Source organism: Amycolatopsis sp. NBRC 101858, assembly GCF_030269325.1.
Taxonomy (GTDB): Bacteria; Actinomycetota; Actinomycetes; order Mycobacteriales; family Pseudonocardiaceae; genus Amycolatopsis; species Amycolatopsis ponsaeliensis.
The window spans coordinates 1,660,430-1,681,942 of record NZ_BSTD01000002.1; the positions used below are offsets into that span (position 1 = coordinate 1,660,430).

General features: G+C 71.5%; 25 protein-coding genes and 2 pseudogenes. 12 read left to right on the forward strand and 15 right to left on the reverse strand.

From position 1 onward, the window contains the following. Nucleotides 1–23 precede the first annotated feature (23 nt). Both QSK39_RS20640 and QSK39_RS20645 read right to left on the reverse strand, forming a co-directional pair. Nucleotides 24–629 carry a response regulator transcription factor gene (locus tag QSK39_RS20640; protein WP_285479392.1) on the reverse strand — a complete coding sequence of 202 codons (606 nt, stop codon included), beginning with the start codon at nt 627–629 and terminating at the stop codon, nt 24–26. Continuing rightward, nucleotides 626–1,768, reverse strand: coding sequence for a sensor histidine kinase (locus QSK39_RS20645; protein ID WP_285479393.1), 1,143 nt, complete (start codon nt 1,766–1,768; stop codon nt 626–628). The genes QSK39_RS20640 and QSK39_RS20645 overlap by 4 nt, the downstream gene beginning before the upstream one ends. A gap of 94 nt (nt 1,769–1,862) precedes the next feature. Between QSK39_RS20645 and QSK39_RS20650 the strand changes: the two genes are divergently transcribed. Then, a complete protein-coding gene (locus QSK39_RS20650) occupies nt 1,863–3,299 on the forward strand; it encodes an alpha/beta hydrolase (protein ID WP_285479394.1) in 1,437 nt (478 codons plus the stop codon). A 112-nt stretch (nt 3,300–3,411) separates the two neighbouring features. Here the strand turns inward: QSK39_RS20650 and QSK39_RS20655 are convergent, their stop codons facing one another. The 5 genes and pseudogenes from QSK39_RS20655 to QSK39_RS20670 form a co-directional block, all read right to left on the reverse strand. Beyond that, a complete protein-coding gene (locus QSK39_RS20655; RefSeq protein WP_285479395.1) occupies nt 3,412–3,807 on the reverse strand; it encodes an Imm7 family immunity protein in 396 nt (131 codons plus the stop codon). A gap of 209 nt (nt 3,808–4,016) precedes the next feature. Further along, nucleotides 4,017–4,367: pseudogene (locus QSK39_RS53015) on the reverse strand (alpha/beta hydrolase); the annotation flags it as partial. Between the two features lie 158 nt (nt 4,368–4,525). Continuing rightward, nucleotides 4,526–5,065 (reverse strand): annotated as a pseudogene (locus QSK39_RS53020) (alpha/beta hydrolase); the annotation flags it as partial. Nucleotides 5,066–5,243: 178 nt separating this feature from the next. Further along, nucleotides 5,244–6,032 carry an SDR family oxidoreductase gene (locus tag QSK39_RS20665; RefSeq protein ID WP_285479396.1) on the reverse strand — a complete coding sequence of 263 codons (789 nt, stop codon included), beginning with the start codon at nt 6,030–6,032 and terminating at the stop codon, nt 5,244–5,246. A gap of 28 nt (nt 6,033–6,060) precedes the next feature. Then, a complete protein-coding gene (locus QSK39_RS20670; RefSeq protein WP_285479397.1) occupies nt 6,061–6,423 on the reverse strand; it encodes a nuclear transport factor 2 family protein in 363 nt (120 codons plus the stop codon). A 78-nt stretch (nt 6,424–6,501) separates the two neighbouring features. On the opposite strand from QSK39_RS20670, the gene QSK39_RS20675 reads away from it, so the two are divergent. Both QSK39_RS20675 and QSK39_RS20680 read left to right on the forward strand, forming a co-directional pair. Next, nucleotides 6,502–7,395 (forward strand): MerR family transcriptional regulator, encoded by an 894-nt coding sequence (locus QSK39_RS20675; RefSeq protein WP_285479398.1) that lies wholly within the window; start codon nt 6,502–6,504, stop codon nt 7,393–7,395. A gap of 477 nt (nt 7,396–7,872) precedes the next feature. Further along, on the forward strand, nt 7,873–8,031 hold the full coding sequence (locus QSK39_RS20680; protein ID WP_285479399.1) for a hypothetical protein: 159 nt from the start codon (nt 7,873–7,875) through the stop codon (nt 8,029–8,031). Between the two features lie 40 nt (nt 8,032–8,071). On the opposite strand, the gene QSK39_RS20685 is transcribed toward QSK39_RS20680, so the two are convergent. Together QSK39_RS20685 and QSK39_RS20690 are read right to left on the reverse strand one after the other, a co-directional pair. Continuing rightward, nucleotides 8,072–8,629 carry a hypothetical protein gene (locus QSK39_RS20685; RefSeq protein ID WP_285479400.1) on the reverse strand — a complete coding sequence of 186 codons (558 nt, stop codon included), beginning with the start codon at nt 8,627–8,629 and terminating at the stop codon, nt 8,072–8,074. A gap of 22 nt (nt 8,630–8,651) precedes the next feature. Beyond that, nucleotides 8,652–8,804, reverse strand: a complete 153-nt coding sequence (locus QSK39_RS20690) for a hypothetical protein (RefSeq protein ID WP_285479401.1) — start codon at nt 8,802–8,804, stop codon at nt 8,652–8,654. A 27-nt stretch (nt 8,805–8,831) separates the two neighbouring features. Between QSK39_RS20690 and QSK39_RS20695 the strand changes: the two genes are divergently transcribed. Then, entirely contained in the window at nt 8,832–9,305 is a 474-nt protein-coding gene (locus QSK39_RS20695) for an efflux permease Rv1217c-related protein (RefSeq protein WP_502873299.1), read from the forward strand. A gap of 15 nt (nt 9,306–9,320) precedes the next feature. Here QSK39_RS20695 and QSK39_RS20700 read toward each other — a convergent pair whose 3' ends face one another. After that, nucleotides 9,321–9,947 carry a TetR/AcrR family transcriptional regulator gene (locus QSK39_RS20700; protein WP_285479403.1) on the reverse strand — a complete coding sequence of 209 codons (627 nt, stop codon included), beginning with the start codon at nt 9,945–9,947 and terminating at the stop codon, nt 9,321–9,323. Nucleotides 9,948–10,036: 89 nt separating this feature from the next. On the opposite strand from QSK39_RS20700, the gene QSK39_RS20705 reads away from it, so the two are divergent. From QSK39_RS20705 to QSK39_RS20715, 3 genes are read left to right on the forward strand one after another with little or no spacing between them, the layout of a single operon-like run. Then, nucleotides 10,037–10,774 carry an SDR family NAD(P)-dependent oxidoreductase gene (locus QSK39_RS20705; RefSeq protein WP_285479404.1) on the forward strand — a complete coding sequence of 246 codons (738 nt, stop codon included), beginning with the start codon at nt 10,037–10,039 and terminating at the stop codon, nt 10,772–10,774. A 20-nt stretch (nt 10,775–10,794) separates the two neighbouring features. Next, nucleotides 10,795–11,703: an alpha/beta fold hydrolase gene (locus QSK39_RS20710; RefSeq protein WP_285479405.1), complete on the forward strand. Its 909-nt coding sequence runs from the start codon at nt 10,795–10,797 to the stop codon at nt 11,701–11,703. Beyond that, the gene (locus QSK39_RS20715; protein WP_285479406.1) at nt 11,700–12,602 is read left to right on the forward strand and encodes an NAD-dependent epimerase/dehydratase family protein; all 903 of its coding nucleotides are present in this window, start codon (nt 11,700–11,702) and stop codon (nt 12,600–12,602) included. Before QSK39_RS20710 ends, QSK39_RS20715 begins: the two co-directional genes overlap by 4 nt. On the opposite strand, the gene QSK39_RS20720 is transcribed toward QSK39_RS20715, so the two are convergent. From QSK39_RS20720 to QSK39_RS20735, 4 genes are all read right to left on the reverse strand, one after another. Beyond that, nucleotides 12,556–12,768: a hypothetical protein gene (locus QSK39_RS20720; protein WP_285479407.1), complete on the reverse strand. Its 213-nt coding sequence runs from the start codon at nt 12,766–12,768 to the stop codon at nt 12,556–12,558. The genes QSK39_RS20715 and QSK39_RS20720 overlap by 47 nt on opposite strands. 33 nt (nt 12,769–12,801) lie before the next feature. Continuing rightward, complete coding sequence (locus QSK39_RS20725; RefSeq protein ID WP_285479408.1) at nt 12,802–13,017, reverse strand: hypothetical protein; 216 nt, start codon at nt 13,015–13,017, stop codon at nt 12,802–12,804. Nucleotides 13,018–13,310: 293 nt separating this feature from the next. After that, complete coding sequence (gene adhP / locus QSK39_RS20730; RefSeq protein WP_285479409.1) at nt 13,311–14,321, reverse strand: alcohol dehydrogenase AdhP; 1,011 nt, start codon at nt 14,319–14,321, stop codon at nt 13,311–13,313. Between the two features lie 68 nt (nt 14,322–14,389). After that, nucleotides 14,390–15,001, reverse strand: coding sequence for an Rv1733c family protein (locus QSK39_RS20735; RefSeq protein ID WP_285479410.1), 612 nt, complete (start codon nt 14,999–15,001; stop codon nt 14,390–14,392). A 124-nt stretch (nt 15,002–15,125) separates the two neighbouring features. Between QSK39_RS20735 and QSK39_RS20740 the strand changes: the two genes are divergently transcribed. The 5 genes from QSK39_RS20740 to QSK39_RS20760 are packed head-to-tail and all read left to right on the forward strand — an operon-like array spanning nt 15,126 to nt 20,004. Next, entirely contained in the window at nt 15,126–16,676 is a 1,551-nt protein-coding gene (locus QSK39_RS20740) for a bifunctional aminoglycoside phosphotransferase/ATP-binding protein (protein WP_285479411.1), read from the forward strand. Beyond that, on the forward strand, nt 16,676–17,686 hold the full coding sequence (locus QSK39_RS20745) for an Acg family FMN-binding oxidoreductase (RefSeq protein ID WP_285479412.1): 1,011 nt from the start codon (nt 16,676–16,678) through the stop codon (nt 17,684–17,686). The genes QSK39_RS20740 and QSK39_RS20745 overlap by 1 nt, the downstream gene beginning before the upstream one ends. A 14-nt stretch (nt 17,687–17,700) precedes the next feature. Then, entirely contained in the window at nt 17,701–17,949 is a 249-nt protein-coding gene (locus tag QSK39_RS20750) for an SHOCT domain-containing protein (protein WP_285479413.1), read from the forward strand. Between the two features lie 2 nt (nt 17,950–17,951). Further along, the gene (locus QSK39_RS20755; RefSeq protein ID WP_285479414.1) at nt 17,952–18,590 is read left to right on the forward strand and encodes an AMIN-like domain-containing (lipo)protein; all 639 of its coding nucleotides are present in this window, start codon (nt 17,952–17,954) and stop codon (nt 18,588–18,590) included. A gap of 52 nt (nt 18,591–18,642) precedes the next feature. Next, a complete protein-coding gene (locus tag QSK39_RS20760; protein WP_285479415.1) occupies nt 18,643–20,004 on the forward strand; it encodes a wax ester/triacylglycerol synthase family O-acyltransferase in 1,362 nt (453 codons plus the stop codon). On the opposite strand, the gene QSK39_RS20765 is transcribed toward QSK39_RS20760, so the two are convergent. Beyond that, nucleotides 20,005–21,480 carry a WS/DGAT domain-containing protein gene (locus tag QSK39_RS20765; protein ID WP_285479416.1) on the reverse strand — a complete coding sequence of 492 codons (1,476 nt, stop codon included), beginning with the start codon at nt 21,478–21,480 and terminating at the stop codon, nt 20,005–20,007. Nucleotides 21,481–21,513: the final 33 nt, after the last annotated feature.

Below are 21,513 nucleotides of genomic sequence, written 5' to 3' on the forward strand. Positions count from 1 at the left end.
GCCGGAGAGGTCGCGGTGAAGGCTCAGAGCCACCCGTTGGTTTCGGCGAGGCGGGCGGCTTCGGCACGAGTGCGGGCCTCGGTCTTGCCAATGGCCGAAGACAAGTGGTTGCGAACCGTTCCCGGGGTGAGGCCGAGCGCCCGCGCGATATCGGCGACCGTGCCGCCCTCGGCGGTCGCACGGAGCACGTCCGCTTCGCGGTCGGTCAGCGGGCTGGCGGCGGTGGCGAGGGACTCGGCCGCCAGGGCCGGGTCGATGAACCGCAGGCCCGCATGGACCCGGCGGATCGCGTTGAGCAGCTGCTCGGGCCGGGAGTCCTTGACCACGAACCCGGCCGCGCCCGCGGACATCGCGCGGGCGAGGTAACCGGGACGGCTGAACGTCGTGCAGATCAGCACGCGGCAGGCCGGCATCGCGTGCCGCAGCTCAGCGGTGACCGCGAGCCCGTCGCGGCCGGGCATCTGCACGTCGAGCAGCGCCACGTCGGGACTCGTCCGCCGGGCCGCCGGACCGACGTCGAGACCTGAACCGACCTCGGCCACGACGTCGATGTCGGGTTCGAGACGCAGCATCGACGCCAACGCGCCGCGCACGAGGGCCTGGTCGTCGGCCAGCAGCACGCGGATCACGCCGGGACCGCCTCGGCGCGCGCGAACACGCGGTAGCCGCCGCGCGGGCCGCGGCCGTGCTCGAGCAGGCCGCGGACCTCGGCGAGGCGTTCGGCCAGGCCGCTGAGACCGTGCCCGGCCGCCGGATCGGAGGTGACCGTGCCGTCGTCGGTCACCTCGACCCAGCCGGGACCGACGCGGATCCGGCACTGGCCCGCGTCGGAGTGCCGGAGCACGTTGGTCACCGCTTCCCGGACCACGTACCCGAATACCCCGCGCAGCTCCGGTTCGACCTCGTCCACCGAAGCCGGGAGCTCGGCCTGCACCCCCGCGGCGCGAAGCGCCAGCCGGGCCCCCGAAAGCTCGGTGGCCAGCGACACCTCCCGGTACCCCGAGACGGTGGCGCGGACGTCGGCAAGAGACTGGTGGCAGAGGGTTTCCAGGTCGCGGACCTCGGTGAGGGCGGGGCCGGTGTCCGCGGCCGACTCCAGGATGCGCCGGGCGAGCCCGAGCTTGACGGCCATCGTGGAGAGGTTGTGGCCGAGGATGTCGTGCAGCTCACGGGCGACCCGTTCGCGTTCGGAGTCCACGGCCATCCGCCGGATCTGCTCGCGAGCGGCCTTCAGGTGCCCGGTCGTGAAGGTCAGCGCGAAGACGGTCCCCACTGCCGCCGTGACCCCGCCGAGCGTGGCGACCTGGGACCAGCTCACCTGCCCGGACACGGCCAGCATCCACGCGAGCTGGGCGGCCGCCGTGGCGAACCCGAGCGGAACGGAGTAGCACAGCGGCAGCAGCATCAAGCCGATCGCGATGGCGAAGGTCAGGTCGGTCAGGTAGCCCGGTGAGCCGAAGACCAGCGCCGGCGTGACACCGAAGGCGAACAGCGCCGCCACGATGACCGCCCGCTGCCGCCGGGGCGCCGACGGCGCGAACCACAACGCGAAGAGGTAGCCGGCGACGTAGAGGCCGATGGCCACGAGCGCGACGGCTGTCCGTGGCACGCCGTGGCCACCGTCGCTGACCATGGTGACCCGCGGCAGCAGCACCAGCAGCGCGAGGCCGTTGACGACCACGGACCCCACCCGGCGCCGCCGGTCCGCCCAGAAGCTCCAGTCCGGCCATTGCCGGGCGGAGAACCGGCCGGGATCGCGCTCGCTCACCGGCCCACCCTAAGCACCGGGTCCGCGAGCCGCCCCATGACAGATGGCACGGGGCGGCCCGGCCGGGCAGTGGTGCGGTGAAGCCATGGAACCGATGAAGAGGATCTTGCCGGCGGCGCTCGCCGCGGTCGCGGTGGTGTCGGGGGTGTCCGCGGCGGGCGCGGCCGAAGGGACGTCGATCGCCTGGGGGCCGTGCCCGGCCGACGTCGCCAAGCCCGGCTTGCAGTGCTCGACGCTCGAGGTGCCGCTCGACTACCGCCACCCGGACGGGCGGAAGATCGAGGTCGCGCTGTCGCGGCTGGCGAGTGCGAAGCCGGCGCAACGCCGCGGCGTCCTGCTGGTCAACCAGGGCGGCCCAGGCCTGACCGGCCTGGACTTCCCGGCGTCGCTGGTCGACGCGGGGCTGCCGCAGCGGGTGCGGGACACCTACGACGTGATCGGTTTCGACCCGCGCGGGGTCGGCCACAGCACGCCGGTGACCTGCGACATGACGCCGGAGCAGACCGTGGAGAGCGTGAACCCGCCCTTCCCGTACCGCGCGGCGGACGTGACGAAGGCGGCCGAGGCCGCGAAGACCGTCGCGCAGCAGTGCCTGACGTCGAAGACGGCGTCGATGCTGCCGTTCGTCACCACCGCGAACACCGCACGCGACATGGACCGGATCCGGACGGCGCTGGGCGAGCCGAAGCTGTCGTACTACGGCGACTCCTACGGGACCTACCTGGGCGCGGTGTACACGTCGCTGTACCCGCAGCGCAGCGACCGGGTCGTCCTGGACAGCAGCCTCGGGCCGGAGGGCTACGACGCCGAAGCGCTGCGAAGCCAAGGGCTGGGGTTCGAAACCCGGTTCCCCGACTTCGCGAAGCTCGTTGCGGCCGATCCGGCGCAGTACGGCCTGGGCGCGACTCCCGCGGCGGTGCGCGCGAAGTACTTCGAACTGGCCGAGCGCCTGGACCGGACACCGGCGCAGGGCTACGACGGCACGACGTTCCGCACGATCACCGCGGCCCTTCTCCGCGCGGACGCCGCCTTGCCGGCTCTGGCGAAGCTGTGGCACCAGCTTGACGTGAACGAGCCAGCGCACTCAGCCATGGGCGGCAGCGTGGGTACCGACAACTTCGCGGCGAGCTACCTCGCCGTGGTCTGCGGCGATTCGCGGTGGCCGGAAGCGGTGGGGACCTACCAGCGCAACGTCGCGATCGACCGCGTCCGCCACCCGATGTACGGCCCTTATGCGGCCAACATCCGGCCGTGCGCGTTCTGGCCGGCTCCCGCTGAGCCGCGGGTGCCCATCACCGACGATGGCCCGGAAAACGTGCTGATGCTGCAGAACCTCCGCGACCCGGCCACCCCGATGCCCGGAGCCCTCCGGCTACGCGCGGCATTCGGCGCCCGCGCCCGGCTGGTGACGGCCGATCAGGGTGGTCACGTGGCTTACCTCAACGGTGGGAACGAGTGCGGGAACAACGCCGTGAGCGACTACTTGACGATGGGAAAGCGGCCGCCACTCGACGCTGTCTGCCGGGCTTGAGCGACCCGCATCGCCATTCGACCACGGCCGGCCGCCTTCGTCGCACCGAGGGACGGCCCGCCTTACCGCGGCATCCGCTCATGCCGACGAGCGGACGCGTGATTCTCAACGGTCAGCTCGTCTCCGCGTCTTCCAACGTGGGGATCACAGGTGACAAGAGGTCGTCGGTGTGCTCGGTGACTCTCCCTCTAGCCAGTCGAAAGACACGGAAGCTCAGCCTGTGCTCGGGATGTTCGTCGTCGTGGACGTAGAGCAGCCCGTATGACCCCGGAGCGAGCTGGCCGACCTTGGCAAACAAGTCGATCACCTCTGCCCCGTGCTGCCCGCGGCGATTCGGGCTGCCGCCCAGGTGGATGTAGTCCGTGCCATTCATCGGCTGCAGATCCATCAACGCGTAGTCAGCGAGCCCGTCGACCAGGGCTCGGATTTCGTCGAGGCGAAGGGGTGATTCGTCGTCGAGCGCTTCGGCGGTTGCACGAAGCGTTATCCAGCCGTGGTACTCGAACATGACGAGAGTCTAGGAGGTCAGTCAGCCGGGTCGCCGCACATCCGCACATGCCGCAGGTCGTGCGTTCGAGTCCGCTCAGGCACCCGGACTGGGTCGGCGTCAATCCAGGAGAACGGCTGGTCGCGAGGCGCAGCCGCCGAGCCGAGAATCTGGCGCTTCGATCCTTAGCCCGATGAAGAGACCGGGTTCAGGGAGGCCGCTCGCGTCCGTCAGATCGCCCTGGGTACTGGCCAGCGACCCACACCGCTGCTCGGATCCTCGACTCCCTTGCCGCCTACTGGCGACGAATCAACGACTCTGGACACCAGCTGACGGCGCAGCCATGCCACTCGAGCAGCGATAGCGCCCTGCGAGAGCACCGCATGAGGGACCACGACGTCAAACCCGTGGAACCCGCCGGGCCAGACGTGCAGCTCGACGTGGCAGCCCGCCTGCCACATGCGGCTTGCGTAGGCAACGTCCTCGTCCCGGAACGTTTCTGCCGACCCGACGTCGATGAACACGGACGGCAGGCCAGAAAGGTCCTCGGCGCGGGAAGGCGCAGCGTACGGAGACACGTCCGGTCCGCCGCGAACGTCATCGCCGAGGAGCGCGTTCCACCCGGTCTCGTTCGAGGAGCTGTCCCCCGGATACCGAGGCCGCGCATCTGCCGGGCGGAGAGCGAGTCGTTGCGGTCGCGTGCCATCAGGGTGACACCTGCCGCGAGGCCGCCGCCGGCGCTCGCACCGCCGATGACGATGCGCTCAGGGTCGATGTTGAGCTCGTGGGCGTGATCCCACACCCACACCAGGCCCGCGTAGCAATCTTCGACGGGACCTGGGTGGGGTGTCTCGGGTGCGAGCCGGTACTCGACCGAGACCACGGCCATACCCATCGGTTCGGCCAGGTCCACCATCTCGGCCAAGCCGAACCGGTTGTCTCCGACGATCATGCCGCCTCCGTGGATGTGGTAGATCGCCGGTGTCCGGCCCGCCGCGTGCTTCGGGAGACAGATCAGCAGCGACACATCCGGTTCCCCGTCCGACCCTGGCACCGTCCGCTCCTCCACGCTGTAGGCGCCACCGCGCGAGAGGACCTCGTCGGTCGGGGTCTCCACCCCGGGGACGGGCTTGCGCATCTCACCGATGTTGTCCGAACGGTACGCATCGGGAGGGCGCAGGCTGGTCAGCATCTCGACGACGGGAGCGAGCTCTGGATCGAAGGGGGGCGGCGGTCCGACCGGCTGGGCGGAGGACCGATCCGTGACGTGCGTAGTCATGCACGAACTGGTGCGCGTCGGTCGAAATACGCGCGACGCGCACCCGATCACCAGGGAAGCGCGCCGACGACGTCGTCGACGCGCTTCCCGGCGTTGCCGAGCAGCAGCTGGAAATTCTGCTTGCGCAGGAGGAGTTCGGTAGCCGGATCGCGGGTGGCCGCGAGGAACCACTCCTGACTCAGACGGTCGGAACAGTCCCGCCGTCGATCACGTACTCGGCGCCCACGATCGCCGAGGCGCGGTCCGAGACCAGAAACCCGGCCAAGTCCGCGATCTCCCCGGTGTTCGCGAACCGTCCCAGCGGTACTCCGCCCAGGGAGTCGTAGATGGTCTGCTTGGCTGCTTCACGGGTGAGTCCGTTGCCCTCGGCGATCCGGTCGACGAATCGTTCGTAGGCTTCGGTCTCGATCCCGCCGGGGCTGATCGCGTTGACCCGTACGCCGCGCGGCGCGAGCTCGTTGGCCAGCCCCTTGCTGTACGTGCGCAGAGCGGCCTTCGCGGCCGCGTACGCCAGGGACGCGTCGTACTGGGGTAGTTCACGCTGGATCGAGGTGAAGTGCAGCACCACGCCCGCCCCGGACTCGATCATCGCCGGGAGAAGAGCCCGATCGAGCCGCACCGCACCCAGGAAGTTGAGGTTCAGCTCGGTGAGCCACTGATCATCGGTGATGACCGCGAACCCACCAGCCGGCGTCGACGCACCTCCGACGACGTGCACCAGGATGTCGAGTGCGCCGCCGGCCTCGGCGATGCGAGCGGCCACCGCGCTGGTGCCCTCGACCGTCGTCACGTCCGCTTCGATGAATCGGTCGGGGTGCTCGTACCCGTCGGGCATCGTTCGCGCCGTCACATACACGTCGGCGCCCATCTCTCGGAGCCTCTCCGCGACGGCCTTGCCCGAGCCCTTCGAGCCGCCGGTGACCAGCGCCCGGCGGCCGTCGAGACGATCGCGATCCGAACTGGACATTTCCTTCTCCACTGAAAATCGACGCAATTCAGGCTGCGTGGTTGGCGATGACGAGTTCGGCGATGAGGTCGTCCCGCACCGCGAACCGGTAGTCGAGCTCGGCGACGCCACCCGGGAAGGTGCCCTCGAGCCGCACGGTCACCACCCAGTGGGCGTCATCGACGCGGCGAGCGCCGATCTGCTCGGTCGTGTACTCGAACTCGGCCCCGGCGTCCCGCAGGAACGCGTGGGCCTTCTCCCGGCCGCGGAAGGTTTCGCCCTGGTCGACGAGCACCGCGTCCTCGGTGAGGAACGACGCGGCGGTGTCGGCGTCGTTGACGACATGGGCGGCGAAGAACTCGCGCACGGTGGTCGGGAGCAGATCGGACGGGAGATCGGTGTGCTGTGTCATGAGCCCATCGTGTGACCTCGTGGTGTGGGAGGGTCAAGCCGTGGACTCTCCCCCGGGGAGAGAGTCCAGAATGGAGCCATGCTGAGCATCGGGGAGTTTTCGCGGCTGACCCACTTGAGCGTGCGGACCCTGCGTCGGTATCACGAGGCGGCCCTGCTGGAACCCGCCGTGGTGGACGAGACCACCGGTTACCGCTACTACGGACTCGACCAGATCCCGATCGCGCAGGTCATCCACCGGCTCCGCGAACTCGACGTCCCCCTGAGCGACGTGCAGCGCATCCTGCGGACCCCCGACCCCGGTGTCCGGGCGGCCCTGGTCGCGGACCACCTGCAACGCCTCGAGGCCGTGCTCGACCGCACCCGGGCCGCGGTCGTGTCCCTGCGACGCTTGCTCCAGCCGGACCCCGCGCCGATCGACGTCGCATTGCGTGCGGAGCCCGCACGGACGGTCGCGGCGGTGGAGGCCGTAGTCGGGCATGGCGACGTCGAGAGCTGGTTCGCCGGCGCGATGGCCGAATTGGAGGCGGCCGTCGGCGACGCCGTGACCGGACCGCCGGGCGGCTGCTACGACAACGCCCTTTTCGAACAGGAGCGCGGTCGGGCGCTCGTCTACCTGCCGACCGCCGCGCCACCTCGCACCGGACGCGTGCACCCCGCAGTTCTTCCGGCCGTCGAACTCGCCGTCACCACCCACGTCGGCGAGCACGACGGCATCGAGGTCACGTACGGCGAACTCGGGACCTGGGTGGTGGAGAACGCGATGTCGGTGGCCGGGCCGGTGCGGGAGGTCTACGCTGTCGGCCCTCGTGACGCAAGCGATCCCGCTGCGTGGCGCACCGAGATCGGCTGGCCGGTCTTTCGCGTCACCTTAAACGGTCAGTGCGGAACGAAGTCTTGGAACAGCGAGGCTGCCGGGGGTCCGGCGTGTATCCGTTCGGCTCACACCCTTGATCGGATCTGCCAGTCGTAATCACCGTCGATTGTCCACCGTGGATCCGCCCCGATAGTGCCCGCGATCAGCAACGCGAAGTCGTCCCCGTCGCGTTTCAGTACTACTTGCAACCGCACTGCAACGCCTCGATTCTTCCCCCGGGACCGCCGGTCTCCTCCGCAAGGGTGGTCTGGCTACCCGCCTGGGTAGATCGCGATGATCCGCCCGCTCCGCGAACCGCGACGGCGTGGCAAGGCAACGAAAGTGGCGGACCAGCCCGCCTCGCGCCAGGTATACCGCCTCCTCCGGCTTCGTGTAGTGCTCGATGGTGTGCGCGGCGACGACGGGCACCTCGGCAGATCGCCGAAGTCCATCTGTCGGCGCACTGGCGGGCGGGCTGGTGTCTAGGGCGTCGATCAAAGACCCTGGCTCGCCGATGACGCGCAGTCGGGCACACGGCGGCGTCCGTGTCTTAGCCCAGGCCTACGCCGACGCCGCGTAGCCCGAAGACCTTCGATGACCAGCCGAACGAAAGGCACGGGCAACGCCAGGACCACCACGCTGCCGTCCTCGGCCGACGAGCCGACCATGCCGCTGTCCCGCGCATTTGCGACGGCGGGGGTGGCGACCGAACGCGTGCACGGCGTCGAGCGCGGCCCCACGGCTGCCGGCTGATCGACATCAGGCCGCACGTCGACCCCGACGCAACCGCGCCCTAACGGACCAGCGCCGTCAAGGCTTGGCGGAGGTCCGCCGGATGGCGGATCCAGAAGTCCACCGCAGTGCCCTCGTGGCAGGTAAGCGTCAGGCAGCCCTGGTCTCCCGGGCCCCAGAGCGGGATGACCTCCGCTGTCCACGACCGGTCGAACGTCAGCGAGCCAACGCCACGGTTGCGGTCTGCTTTTCCCAGCTCCCAGCACAGTTCGCCGTCTCGGAGGGACAGGCGGCCCAGCAGCTCGCCCACCTCGTCGGCACGGCGGGCGTGGCGGCCGGGTGCCTTGGCGCCGAGGAGCTGGGCGACATGCACTGGCAGCTGAGCCGACCATGACGGCCGCTGCCCCGCGGCGCGTCGTCGGCGCTCCGCGCGGGTGTCCCGCCACGCGATCAGCGAGAACACCACGTACACCAGCGCGAGGAGGCCGAGCAGGCTGGCCACCGCCGGGACCCAGCCTGTCTTGAGGCCCAGCAGAGCCGTCAACGCCGTGAGGTAGCCGACGCCGAGCAACGTGCGGGTGCGCCGCCTGCGTTCCCGGTCCCGGCCGTATCCGGTCATGCACACGTCCGATCGGTTCGTGTCAGCAGACGATCGCCCGCCCGCCATAGGGAGAATACGTCCGCGGCGCGGGCGCGGCGGTGCCGCCACCGCCGCTACCGCCGCCGGCGGTCTCGTTCAATCCCCAGACCGTGCCCCCGATGCCCGAGGTGAGCGAGTTCAGGTTGGCGAACATGCCCCACGAACCGGGCGCGAAGCCCCGATCAGCGGTCCGACCGACCACGTTCTCGCCGCGGGAACCCGCCGCTGGATTCCCTTGGCGGCGCAATCGACGGTGACCGCGGGTGGCAGCCTGCTCATCTTCGCCGCCACCGGCGCACTTGGCGCGCTCGTCGCACCGGCGGTCATCGACGGCCCCGACGTCGCTGTGCACGCCTTCACCTACATGATCGGCCAATGGCCGGCGACGCTGGCGGTGACCGGGTGGACAGCGCTCTTGGTCGGCCTCCGGCTGCGCCTCGGCTGGCTCGCCTGGGTGCCGCTCTTCGTCGGCGCGACGTTCGCGCTGCTCGGCATCCCCCAGCACGGCCGGGACTTCGGCGTCTTCCAGCACATGCCCGACGTCGTCGCCCCGAACCCGGACTTCCGCGCACAGCTCGTGCTCATCGCCTTCGCGGGAGGCGCCCTCCTGATCGACCTGGCAGGGGCCTCCCGGCGTGACGCCACCGCCGGTTGACGCCCCTGGTCCTCATCAACCAGGATCCGCCGCGTACGAGTGCACGTAGGCCAGTGCGGCGTTCATGGCGGCTTCCAGCGGCTGGACGTGCCGGATCGTCCGGGACAACAGCACCCCACCCTGCAGCGCGGCGAGCAGCGCGAACGCGAGCTCGTCGAGGTCGGCGTCCGCGCGCAGCTCCTGCCGGTCGCGCATCGCGCGAAGCCCGTTGAGGAGCAGGTCGCGCCAGCGCATGAAGCCGTTGGCGAGGTCCTCGCGGGATTCTTCGTCGTTGGTAGCGCTGAGTTCACCCGCCAGTGAGCCCAGGTCGCACTCCCGGTAGTCGTTCTCGCGCTGCCGTTCGATCGCGGCGTCGGCCCAGGCTCGCAGGGCTTCGAATCCGTCGAGCGCCTCGATGCGGGGACTGCCGGGCTCGAGCACGGAGTCGGCCTGCCGGGTGATGACGGCCCGGATCAGCGCTTGCTTGCTGTCGAAGTAGTGGTAGAGCTGGGATCCGCTCACCCCGGCCGCCGCCCGGACGTCCTCGATGCCGGTGCCGGCCACGCCGTGCCGGGCGATGAGGCCGGTCGCGGCGTCGATGATCCGGTTCCGGGTGGCCTGCCCCTTCGGAGTCAGGCGTCGCGTCTTCGTCGGCTCGGTCATGATCCCCACTCTACGCCGGACTGGGTTGCGCAATCCATTTTTCGAGTCTAGCTTTTTGGACAGAACAACCCAGAAAGTGAGGTCGACCCATGACACACCCCCGAACCGCCCTGGTCACCGGCGCGACCGCTGGGATCGGGCGGGCCGTCGCCCGTCAGCTCGCCGCCGACGGCATCGAAGTGATCGCCCACGGCCGGGACGCCGAGCGCGGCGCCCAGCTCGTCAAGGAGATCGAGGCCGAAGGCGGTGCCGCCCGGTTCCTGACCGCCGACCTGACCGACTCCGCGGACGTCCTGGCCCTCGCCGAGGCGGCGGGCGAGGTGGACGTCCTGGTGAACAACGCCGGGATCTACGCCTTCACCGGCACCCCGGACACCACGCCGGCGGACTTCGACCGGCAGTTCGCGATCAACACCCGCGCCCCGTTCCTGCTCGTCGGCGCGCTCGCCCCCGCCATGGCCGGGCGCGGGCACGGCGTCGTCGTCAACATCACCTCGACCGCGGCCACCTCACCGGCGCCCATCGGGGCCGCCTACGGCGCTTCGAAAGCCGCCGTCGAACTGCTGACCCGCTCCTGGGCCACGGAGTTCGGGCCCCACGGCGTTCGCGTCGTCGGCGTCTCCCCCGGCCCGGTCCGCACCGCGGGCACCACGGCCATGCTCGGCGACAACGTCGAAATGCTCGGCCGGGCCAACCTCCGGGAACGCATCGGCGAACCCGAGGAGATCGCCCACGTCGTCCGGTTCCTCGTCGACTCCGCCAGCGGCTACATCAACGGCACCGTCATCGTCGTCAACGGCGGCGAGCCCAGCTCCCTGTCCGCCTGACCACGAAACCGGAGAAACCCATGTCCGAACCCACCACCTCGACTCCCGCCTGGCTGCCCGACGGCTTCGAGATCCGGACCGCCGACACCAACGGCGTCCGGCTTTCCGCCGCCCTGGGCGGCCACGGCCCCCTCCTGGTCCTGCTGCACGGCTGGCCGCAGACCGGCCGCGCCTGGGCCAAGGTCATGCCGGCCCTCGCCGAGCACCACACCGTGCTCGTCCCCGACCTGCGCGGCACCGGGGCCAGCGACCGCCCCGAAGACGGCTACACGAAACGCAACCAGGTCGACGACCTGCGCGGCCTGATCGACGCACTCGGCCTGACCGGACCGGCGATCGTGGCCGGGCACGACATCGGCAGCATGATCGCCTTCTCCTGGGCCGTCCACCACCCCGAGGACCTGGCCGCCGCCGTGCTCGTCGACGCCTTCCAGCCCGGTGTCGACCTCGAAGAATCGATGAACGTCGTCACCGGCGGCAGCTGGCACTTCGGGTTCTTCATGTCACCCCACTTCCCCGAAATGCTCTTCGACGGCCACGAGTTCGAGTTCTTCAAGGCGACGTTCACGGCCTTGAGCGCGGAACCGGTCTTCACCGACGAGCAACTGGCGTTCTACGCGGAGTCCTACGGAGGTCGCGACCGCCTTCGGGGCGGTTTCGGTCATTACCGGACCCTCCTGGAGGACGGCCGGGAGAACCGGGCGGCCCTCGCCACCGGGCCGGTCACCGTCCCCGTGCTGTCCATCGGCGGCCGGGAGTCGGTGGGCGCCCAAACCACGGAAGCCTTGAAGCCAGACGTCGAGCGGCTCACCGGTCTGGTCGCCCCCACCGGCCACTTCGTCGCCGAGGAAGCGCCGGACTGGTTCGTCCGGAACCTGCGCGAGTTCCTCGCCGCCACGACGGAACCCGCCGGCGCGGGTCGCTCGTGAAACTCTTGGTGATCGGCGCCACCGGCTTCGTCGGCGGCGCCGTCGCCCGCCACTTCCGCGGAGCGGGGCACGACGTCACCGGCCTGGCCCGCTCCGACCGCGCGGCCACCCGGCTCACCACGCAGGACATCACGCCGCTGCGCGCCGATCCGGACTCCGGCCTCGCACCGATCGTCACCGCGGCGGCCTCGGCCGAAGTCGTCGTGGTCGCAGCACAACTGACGCCCGAGACGGAGACGACCATGGTCTCCGCCTTGCTGGACGCGCTCACCGGCAGCGGGAAGACCTTCGTGTTCACCTCCGGCAGCGGCGTCCTCATGCAGCGCACCGCCGGCGCCTGGAGCGAAGACGTCTTCACCGAAGATGATCCGTTCACCGTCGAACCGCTTGCCACCGAACGACTCGCGGTGGAGCGGCTGGTGCGCACCGCGGCCGGCCGCGAGATCCGCGGCATGGTCGTCCGGCCCGGACTGATCTGGGGGCCGGAGGACCACGGCCACGTACCGATGATCTACCGGTCGGTGGCGCGCACCGGCGCCGCCTGCTACATCGGCGAAGGACTCAACACCTACAGCCACGTGCACATCGACGACGTCGCCAGGCTGTTCGAGCTCGTCATCGCCCGGGGCACCGGTGGCGCGCTCTACCACGCCGTCGCCGGCGAGACGCCCAACCGCTGGATCGCCGAGGCCGTCGGCCGCGACCTCGGCCGTCCCGTCCGCAGCCTCTCCCCCGCCGAAGCGGCGGAAGTCTGGGGCGAGTTCGGCGCGCTCATCATGGGTGCCTCCAGCCGGATCCGCGCCCCGCGCGCCCGCACGGACCTCGGCTGGGTTCCCCGTGAGACCGACATGCTCACGATGCTCGGAGAGCCCCGGCTTCGTGCCCTCGCCCGGGAATGACGCGGCGGCCGACGAACGCGAGCACGAGGTTCGATCCCACCTCCGCGCCGAGGATCGCGAAGGCCGGCAGCACCAAACAAGTTTCGGCCAGCGAAGCGAGCCAGCCGCTGGCCATCACACCGGCGACCGTCATCCGGTGACAACCAAGATCGACGAATTCGCTCAACGCCTCACTGCCGGTCGGCGGATGCAAGCAGCGTCACCAGCTGATCGCGTCGTCCAGGGCGGTGACGATGCCGCGGTCCTGGATCCGGCCGGAGGCGTCCAGCAGGGCGGTGGAGAATCGCCGCTGCCCGTCGGTGGCTAGGTCCGGCAGCGCCGGTATCGGCAGCGGGGCGAAGGCTCCGGCTCGTACAGGAGCGGGTTCGGGGCCGCCGGTGCGAGGTGGGAGCGCGAGCGGCGCGATGCCGGTCATGACGCACCTCCCCGACAACGGTCGCGCAGGGAGGGCACGGTCAAGATCAGCGTAGCCGAGACGGTCTGGGGCTGAACGCCAGAAAGACCCGCCGTAGCGGGCCTGTTACTCTGCGGTGCGGGAGATATCCCGTGTTTTTGTGTCCGAGGACCGAGTTGATCTATAACCCCACTCTCAAGTTCGCCACCGACCTGCAGCTTCCTTAAACGGCTATCGCATAACTCGCGGGCTCCCGGTCGAACCTCATCCGGCCGCCGCGGGATCGTGCCCGTGGCGGCCGGATGGCGGGGTGGCTAGAACTCGATCACCAGACGGGCCGGGACGCGGTTGCCCAGGACCTCCTCGAACGCCTCATTGACGTCTTCCAGCTTGCGCGCCTCGACGGTCACCGTCGTGCGGCCGGCCGCGTGCAGGGCGAACACCTCCGCCAGGTCCTTGCGGGTGCCCACGATCGAGCCGATCACCGAGATGCCCTTGATCACCGCTTCGAAGATCGGCACCGGCAGGACCCCGCCCGCCGGGATGCCGACGCACACCAGGCGGCCGCCGCGGCGCAGGGAGTGCAGGGCCTGCTCGAACGCGCTCGGGGCCGCGGCCAGCACGATTGCCACGTCGGCGCCGCCCTGGGCCTGGATCGCTTCCGCCGGGTCGCCGGTACTCGCGTCGACGACGGAGTCCGCCCCGAGCTCGCGGGCCAAGGCCAGCTTCTCCGGCTCGATGTCGACCGCCGTGACGAAGCCGCCCGCGATGCGCGCGTACTGGATCGCCAGGTGGCCCAGGCCGCCGACACCGAACACCGCGACCCGGTCCGCCGACCGCACGTTGCCGACCTTGACCGCCTTGTACGTCGTGACCCCGGCGCACGTCAGGGGTGACGCCTCGATCGACGGGACGCCGTCCGGGACGGGCACCGCGTAGCGAGCGTCCGCGACGGCGTACTCGGCGTAGCCGCCGTCGATCGAGTAGCCGGTGTTCTGCTGCGACTCGCAGAGCGTTTCCCAGCCGGAGACGCAGAAACCGCACTCGCCGCAGGCCGAGCCGAGCCACGGCAGCGCGACCCGCTGTCCGATCCGGTTCTCCGGAACGCCCTCTCCGACGCGCTCGACGATGCCGACGCCTTCGTGGCCGGGGATCAGGGGCAGCGCCGGCTTGACCGGCCAGTCCCCGTGGGCGGCGTGGATGTCGGTGTGGCAGATCCCGCACGTCTCCAGCCGGACCAGCAGCTGCCGCGGTCCCGGTTCGGGGACCGGCACCTCACGCAGCTCGAGCGGGGACGAGAAATCCGTGACGACGGCAGCCTTCATGTTCACTCCTCAGTGGACGGTGGGTTCGACGATCGCCGACCCACCGGGCCGGCGGCTGTGGCCGTCGGTCACGAACCGGCGGGACTTTGGTCGTCGCGCCGGGTCTGCAGGGCGAACCACTCTCGCTGCCACGCGGCGAAGCGGAACCGGTCCAGCACGTAGGCGAACCCGCGGTAGGCCAAGGCGAGCACGCACGCGACGGCCGTCCACAGAACGGTGGCAGCGAGCGGTGCGCCGATGATCGCCGCCGCCGGAGTCAGCGGCCGGCCGACCGGGGTTCCGGTCTCGTCGAGCCAGGCCGTCGCTTCTTGCCCGGCGACGGCTCCCGCCGCGACCTCGACGTCTCCGACGCGCTGTTCCCCTTCCCTCGTCCACCACGTCGCGCGGGCGGGGCCGGTCGTGAAGGGCGTCCCGCCGCGCCCCGCCTCGGCGGGTCGTGGACCGTCGGCCAGCAGAACCGCGGTCACGGTGTACCTGGTTGCCGTCTGTTCACGGGACTTCGCCAGTTCGGCCGCGTAGACGCCGATGCCCAGCAGCACGGCCCCGACCGCGGCCACGAAGGAAAGCAGGAGAACGCACGCCAAGACCTTCGCCTGCAGCCGGTCCGACGGCCGGGCCGGCGATTCATGCCCGGGCCGGAGGCTGTGCCATAGCCGCGTCAACCGGATCCTCGTGTACATCGGTCCGCCTTTCCTCGTCTCGCAGTGTGTCGACGGCGGCCGGACGGGACAGGTGGCCGGGGTCCCCGGCACCGGTGACTTTCGTCCCCGGTGCGCGGCCCCCGCCGGGGCTGATGCTCGGGGCATGAACGGATCCTGGGCCGATGTGCACGAGACACACATCGGCGTGGTCTTCCTCGTCGGAGACCTCGCCTACAAGCTCAAGAAGCCGGTCGACCTCGGCTTCCTCGACTTTTCCGCGCGGGAGACCCGCGAGCGGGTGTGCCACCGGGAGGTGGAGCTGAACCGGCGGCTGGCGCCGGACGTCTACCTCGGCGTCGCCGACGTCACCGGCCCGGACGGCGCGGTCCGCGACCACCTGGTCGTGATGCGCCGGATGCCCGAAGACCGGCGACTGTCCACTTTGGTCCGCGAGCGGGCTCCCCTGCACCTGGCGACCCGGCGGCTGGCCCGGCAGCTCGCCGCCTTCCACGCACGGGCCGAACGCGGGCCGGAGATCGACGCCGACGAGACCCGCGACGCCGTCCGCGGCCGGTGGCGGGACAGCTTCGAGCAGGTCCGGCCGTTCCACGACGACGTCCTCGACGCGGCCACCGCACTCGAGATCGAAGCCCTCGCCGAGGAGTTCCTGGCCGGCCGCAAGCCGCTGTTCGACCGCCGGATCGCCGAAGGACACGTCGTCGACGGGCACGGCGACCTGCTCGCCGACGACGTCTTCTGCCTCGACGACGGTCCCCGCGTGCTGGACTGCCTGGAGTTCGACGACCACCTCCGGCACGTCGACGTCCTCGACGACATCGCCTTTCTCGCCATGGATCTCGAGCGGCTCGACGCTCCCGAGCTGGGCGAGCAGCTCCTGCTCGACTACCGCGAGTTCTCCGGCGATCCCACTCCCCCGACGCTGGTGCACCACTACCTGGCCTACCGCGCGTTCGTCCGGGTCAAGGTGGCCTGCCTGCGCCACGCCCAGGGCGATACCGGCGCCGCCCCGCTGGCGCGCGAGTACGCCGATCTCGCGCTGTGGCACCTGCGGCTGGGCCGGGTGCGCCTGGTCCTCGTCGGCGGGGAGCCCGGCACGGGCAAGTCGACGATCGCCGGCGGGCTCGCCGACCGGCTCGGTGCCACGCTGCTGCAGTCGGACCGGATACGCAAGGAGCTGGCCGGGCTCACGCCGGCCCGGCGGCCTCCAGAGGGCTATCGGCAGGGCCTCTACGACGCCCGCCACACCGACGCGACCTACGCGGAGCTCGTGCGCCGCGCCGGGGAGCTGCTGGCCCTCGGCGAGAGCGTGGTGCTGGACGCGTCGTGGACCGCCGCCCGGCACCGCGCGCCGGCCGCCGAAGTGGCCGAACGGACGGACAGCCCGCTCGTCGCCGTGCGGTGCCACGCGCCGGAGGAGACCGCCGCACGCCGGATCACGACCCGGACCGGTGCCTTGTCCGACGCCACCCCGGAGATCGCGCACCGGATGGCCGCGGACGCCGATCCGTGGCCCGAAGCGCACCCGCTGCCGACAAGCGGGTCGCCGGCCGAGTCGCTCGCGCGGGCGGTCGCGGCCCTGGTGCCGGAGCACCGAAAGTCCCCCGTGCTGAGGCATTCCGGCCCTCCCGGTGCCGGGAACCGCGGTGCGAGGGTCGAAGCCGACGACATCCCCGATCCCGAGGCAGGCCGATGATGGAGCGAGGACTTCCGGACGAGTTCACCGTCAGGACCGCGGTCGCCATGGCGGTCCGCGCGCCGTCGGTGCACAACTCCCAGCCGTGGTACTGGCGGGTCGGGCAGAGCTCGCTGCACCTGTACGCCGATCAGGACCGGCTGCTGCGGGAAACCGACCCGGACGGCCGCGACCTGATCCTCAGCTGCGGCGCGGCCCTGCACCACATCCGGGTCGGCTTCGCCGCCCTCGGCTGGGGTGCCGAGGTCCACCGGCTGCCGAACCCGGACGAACCCGACCACCTCGCGGCGATCACCCTGCACCAGCACGACCCTTCCCAGGACGAGGTCGCGATGGCGGCGGCGATCCCGCGGCGGCGCACCGACCGGCGCCGGCACAGCTCGTGGAGTGTGCCTCGCGGGCACGTCGAAGCGATGGCCCGGGCCGCGTCGCTCGAGGGCACCGTGCTGCAGGTCGCCGAAGGCTCGCCGCGCTACCACCTGGCCACGGCGATCGAAGAGGCTTCGCGGCGGCATGCCGGGGATCCCGCCTACCGCACCGAACTGGCCGCCTGGAGCGGCCGCCACGTCGCACCCGACGGTGTCCCGTCCCGCAACACGCCGGCGCCCGACGACACCCCGGGTGCGCTGCGGACCCGCGCGTTCGCCGACCCGCTCCTCGCCCAGCCACCCGACGCCAAGGCCGAAGACGACGAGACCGTGCTGCTGGTGCTGAGCACCGCGTCCGACGACCGGATGTCCCGGCTGCGGGCCGGTGAGGCGACGAGCGCGGTGCTGCTGATGGCGAACGCCTTCGGCCTGTCGTCGTGCCCGCTCACCGAGCCGCTGGAGCTGGCCGACGTCCGCGAGAGCGTGACCGAGCGAGTCACCGGCGGGTCGTTCCCGCAGATGGTGCTGCGCGTCGGCTGGGCGCCCGCCAACGCCGACCCGCTGCCCGCGACGCCGCGCCGTGACCTCGCCGACGTGTTGCAGCCACTCGAAGCTCCCCCGAAGCACTTCCAGGCCCACTAGGAAAGGAGCCGGTCATGCCGTACTGGCACAACCCCGGAACCATGGGCTGGGCCGGCTGGGCAGGTGGCATCGGCATGCTCGTGCTGATGGCGCTGGTCCTGGCCGCGGTCGTCAGCCTCGCCGTCGTCCTCGCCCGGCGGGGGCCGCAACCCCCGAGCGCGGACGGCACCGCCCGGCGGATCCTCGACGAGCGGTTCGCCCGCGGCGAGATCGACCAGGAGGAGTACGAACGCCGCCGCGACGCCCTCACCCGGGCCGACTGACCATGCGCGGGCGGACGATCTTCCTCGCGCTGGTGTGCGGGCTGGCGGTCGCCGGGTGCGGGAGCGACCAGAGCGCCTCACCGGCGACGAGCACGCTTCCCACGGCATCGGTCCCGCCCGCGCCGGCCACCACCGCGGCCACAGCGACACCCAAGCCCACGCCGACTCCCACGAAGCCGGCGCCGGCGACCACGCCCCGGGTCCCGGCACCTTCCTGCCCCGACCCGGCGCGGTGGGGCACCGACCAGCGCAGCGGCGGCCCGATGAGCCGCGACGCGGTCTACCTCGTCCGGACTGGGCGGCACGAGTGCTACGACCGCGTCGTCTTCTCCGTCAACGGTTCCGCGGACGTCGGCTTCGCAGCCCGCTACCTGCCGGTCGTGACCTCCGATCCGAAGGGCGACCCACTGCCGGTTCCCGGCGGCGCCGCGCTGGAGTTCGCGATCCGGGCGCCCGCGCTCGGCAGTGACGACGCCGGCCACCAGCCCGGCCGGGTCCTGGCCTCGGTCGGTGACACCCTGGTGAGCACGCCGGGCTGGCCATCCCTGCGGGCCGTGCGCTTCGCCGGTTCCTTCGAAGGGCGGTGCGTGTTCGCCATCGGCGTGCGCGCGAAGCTGCCATTCGCGTCTTCACCCAGGTAGGACCGACCGGATCCGCCGGGTGGTCCTGGACATCGCCCGCTGAGAGGACGTCATGGACCGGCTCAGCCCGCTCGACGCCGCGTTCCTCGAGATCGAGGACGAAGACCCCAGCTCGTCCCTGGCCATCGCCTCGGTGGCGATCGCCGAAGGACCCGCGCCCGCCCAGGACGAGTTCGAGACGGCCGTGCTGGCGCAGCTGGCCGGGATCCCGCGCTACCACCAGAAGGTGCGCACGGTGCCGTTCGACCTCGGCCCCCCGGCCTGGGTCGACGATCCGGCGTTCGATCCGCCCGCGCACTTCGGCCGGGTCGCGCTCCCGGAGCCGCACGACCGCGCCGCGCTCGGCGAGCTGGTCGCCCTGCTGATGGGCGAACGGCTCGAGCGCGACCGGCCGCTGTGGGAGTTCTGGGTGATCGAGGACCTGCCGGACGGGCGCTGGGCCATCCTGTCGAAGGTGCACCACGCACTGGCCGACGGGCTCGCGGCGACCCGGCTCCAGACGATCCTGTTCGGCAGCACCGAGCCGCCCGCACCACGCGACGCGGACTCCCCCGACCCCGGCTCGGCAAGGCTGCTGGACGAGGCGATCGGCACCCTGCTGCGCACTCCCTGGGACCAAGCCCGGCTCCTTGCCCGCGAGGTGCTGCACCCGAACCGCCTGGCCCGGCACGTCAGCGACGCCGCCCGCGGCCTCACGGCGATGACCTCGGCGCTGCTGCCGGCGTCACCGACCCCGCTGACCGGGCCGCTCGGCCGCGACCGGCACTACTCGACCGCGTCGGTGCCGCTGGCCGAGATCAAGGCCGTGGCGCGGGCGTTCGACGTGACCGTGAACGACGTCCTGCTGGCCGCCGTCACGGCCGGCTTCCGCGAACTGCTGCTGCAACGCGGGGAAACGCCGGCTGCCGACAGTGTGCGGTCCCTGGTGCCGGTGTCCGCGCGGAACGGGACGTCGCTGGACAACGAGGTCTCGCTCCTGCTGCCGCTGCTCCCGGTCGACCTCACCGATCCGGCGCAACGCCTGATCCGGGTGCACCGCCGTCTGGAGACGCTGAAGGCGGGCAAGGAGGCCACCGCCGGCGCGCTGCTCACCGCGACGGCCGCGCATGAGCCGTTCGCCCCGGTGGCCTGGGCGATCCGGGCGGCCGCGCACCTGCCGCAGCGCAACATCGTCACGGTGACGACCAACGTGCGCGGCCCGGCCGAACCGTTGTCCGCGCTGGGCCGGCCGATCGTCGAGATCTATCCGTACGTCCCGATCGCGCTGCGGGTGCGGATCGGCGTGGCGATGCTCAGCTACGCCGGGCAGGTGACGTTCGGGATCACCTCCGACGCCGGCGCGGTGCCGGAGACCGAGGTGCTGGTCAAGGCGATCGAGCGGGAAGTCCAGGCCCTGCGCGAGGTGGCCCGCTGATCAGCGGGCCACCTCCGCGAACTCCGCCGCCAGCGCGTCGACCAGTGCTTCCGGGTCCGGGATCAGCTTCCGGTCGGTCCCGAAGCCGAAGCGGACCTCGCCGGCGTAGCTGAAGATGCAGATCGTGATCGCTTGGCGGCCGCTGCACGGGGCCCAGCCGACGATGCCTTCGACCGGGGCCCCCGCCAGGGTCATCGGCGCGCGCGGGCCCGGCACGTTCGTGAGCACCCCGACCGCCTTGCCCGCGAAGAACCTGCTGGCCGGCAGTCCCAGCACCGCTGGGCTCTGCGCGATCGCGTACTGCATCCCGAACGTCAGCACCGGCTCGTACGAGTCGCGGATGCGGGCCACCCGCCGGTGTACCTCGGCGAGGCGCTCGGCGAACGTCCGGCGGCCCAGCGGCAACTGCGCTAGAACGAGCGAGAAGTGGTTGCCCAGGTCCGCCGGCAGCTCGTCGTCGAAGGACGACAAGCTCACCGGGATCAGCCAGCCGAGGTCGGACGGATCGGGGCGGGCGGTGCCGTGCGCGGCGAAGTACCGGTCGAGCGCGCCCGCGACGAGCGCCGTGCAGACGTCGTTGAGGGTCGTCCCGGTGTCGTGACCGACGCGGGCGAGGGCGTGCAGCGGGATCGGTTCGCCCCAGACCGCGGTCTTCTCGACCCCTGGTTCGCCGTCCCACAGGCCGGTGGCGGTCGACGGGCCGAGCAGTTCGCCGGTGCCGGTGGCGCTGTGCCAGAGCGTCGTCGCCGCGCCCGCGACCAGGTCGGCCGCGCGGCGGGGCCCGCCGCTCAGCGCCGAGGTCAGGAACCCGGCGGCCGCGCCGGTCGCACCGGCCGCTGCCGTCGCACCGAGCACCGGCAGCGCCACCGCCGTCTCCAGGACGGGGTGCACCCGGGCGGCCTGCCGCTGCACCTTCGCGCCCGTGTCGCCGAGAGCCCGCAGCATCGCCGCACCGAACCGGACGACCGGTTGTGCTACGGCCTCCCGGTTCGGCCCGGCGCCGCCGACCTTCGCGTGCGGCGCGGTCTCGCCTTCGGCCCGGTCGAGGAGGCTGAACAGCACCTGCGTCAGCCGGATCCCATCGGCCATCGAGTGGTGTGTGCGGCACACCAGCGCGCTGCCGCCGCGGTAGCCCTGCAGCAGATCGATGGTCCACAGTGGACTTTTCGGGTCGAGCGGCTCGCTCCGCCGGGCGGCCACGAACTCCTGGAGTGCGGCCTGGTCCGCCGGCTCCGGGAGGTCGCGCACGACGAGGTGCTTGCCGAGGTCGAAGCCCGGATCGGTTTCCCAGGCGAGGCGGCGGCCGCGACGCACGGCCCGCTGGAAGTACACCGGGTACCGGGCGAGCAGGCGGTCGGAGACGACCGACCGCAGCCGGGCCGGATCCACCGGCGTTCGCGTCCAGAGGACCGAGGTGACGACCATGAGGTTCTCCGGGCGGTCCAGGTGCAGCCACAGGCTGTCCTGCGCGGGCATCCGGCGATGCGGCCCGGCTGTCTTCCGCGTGTT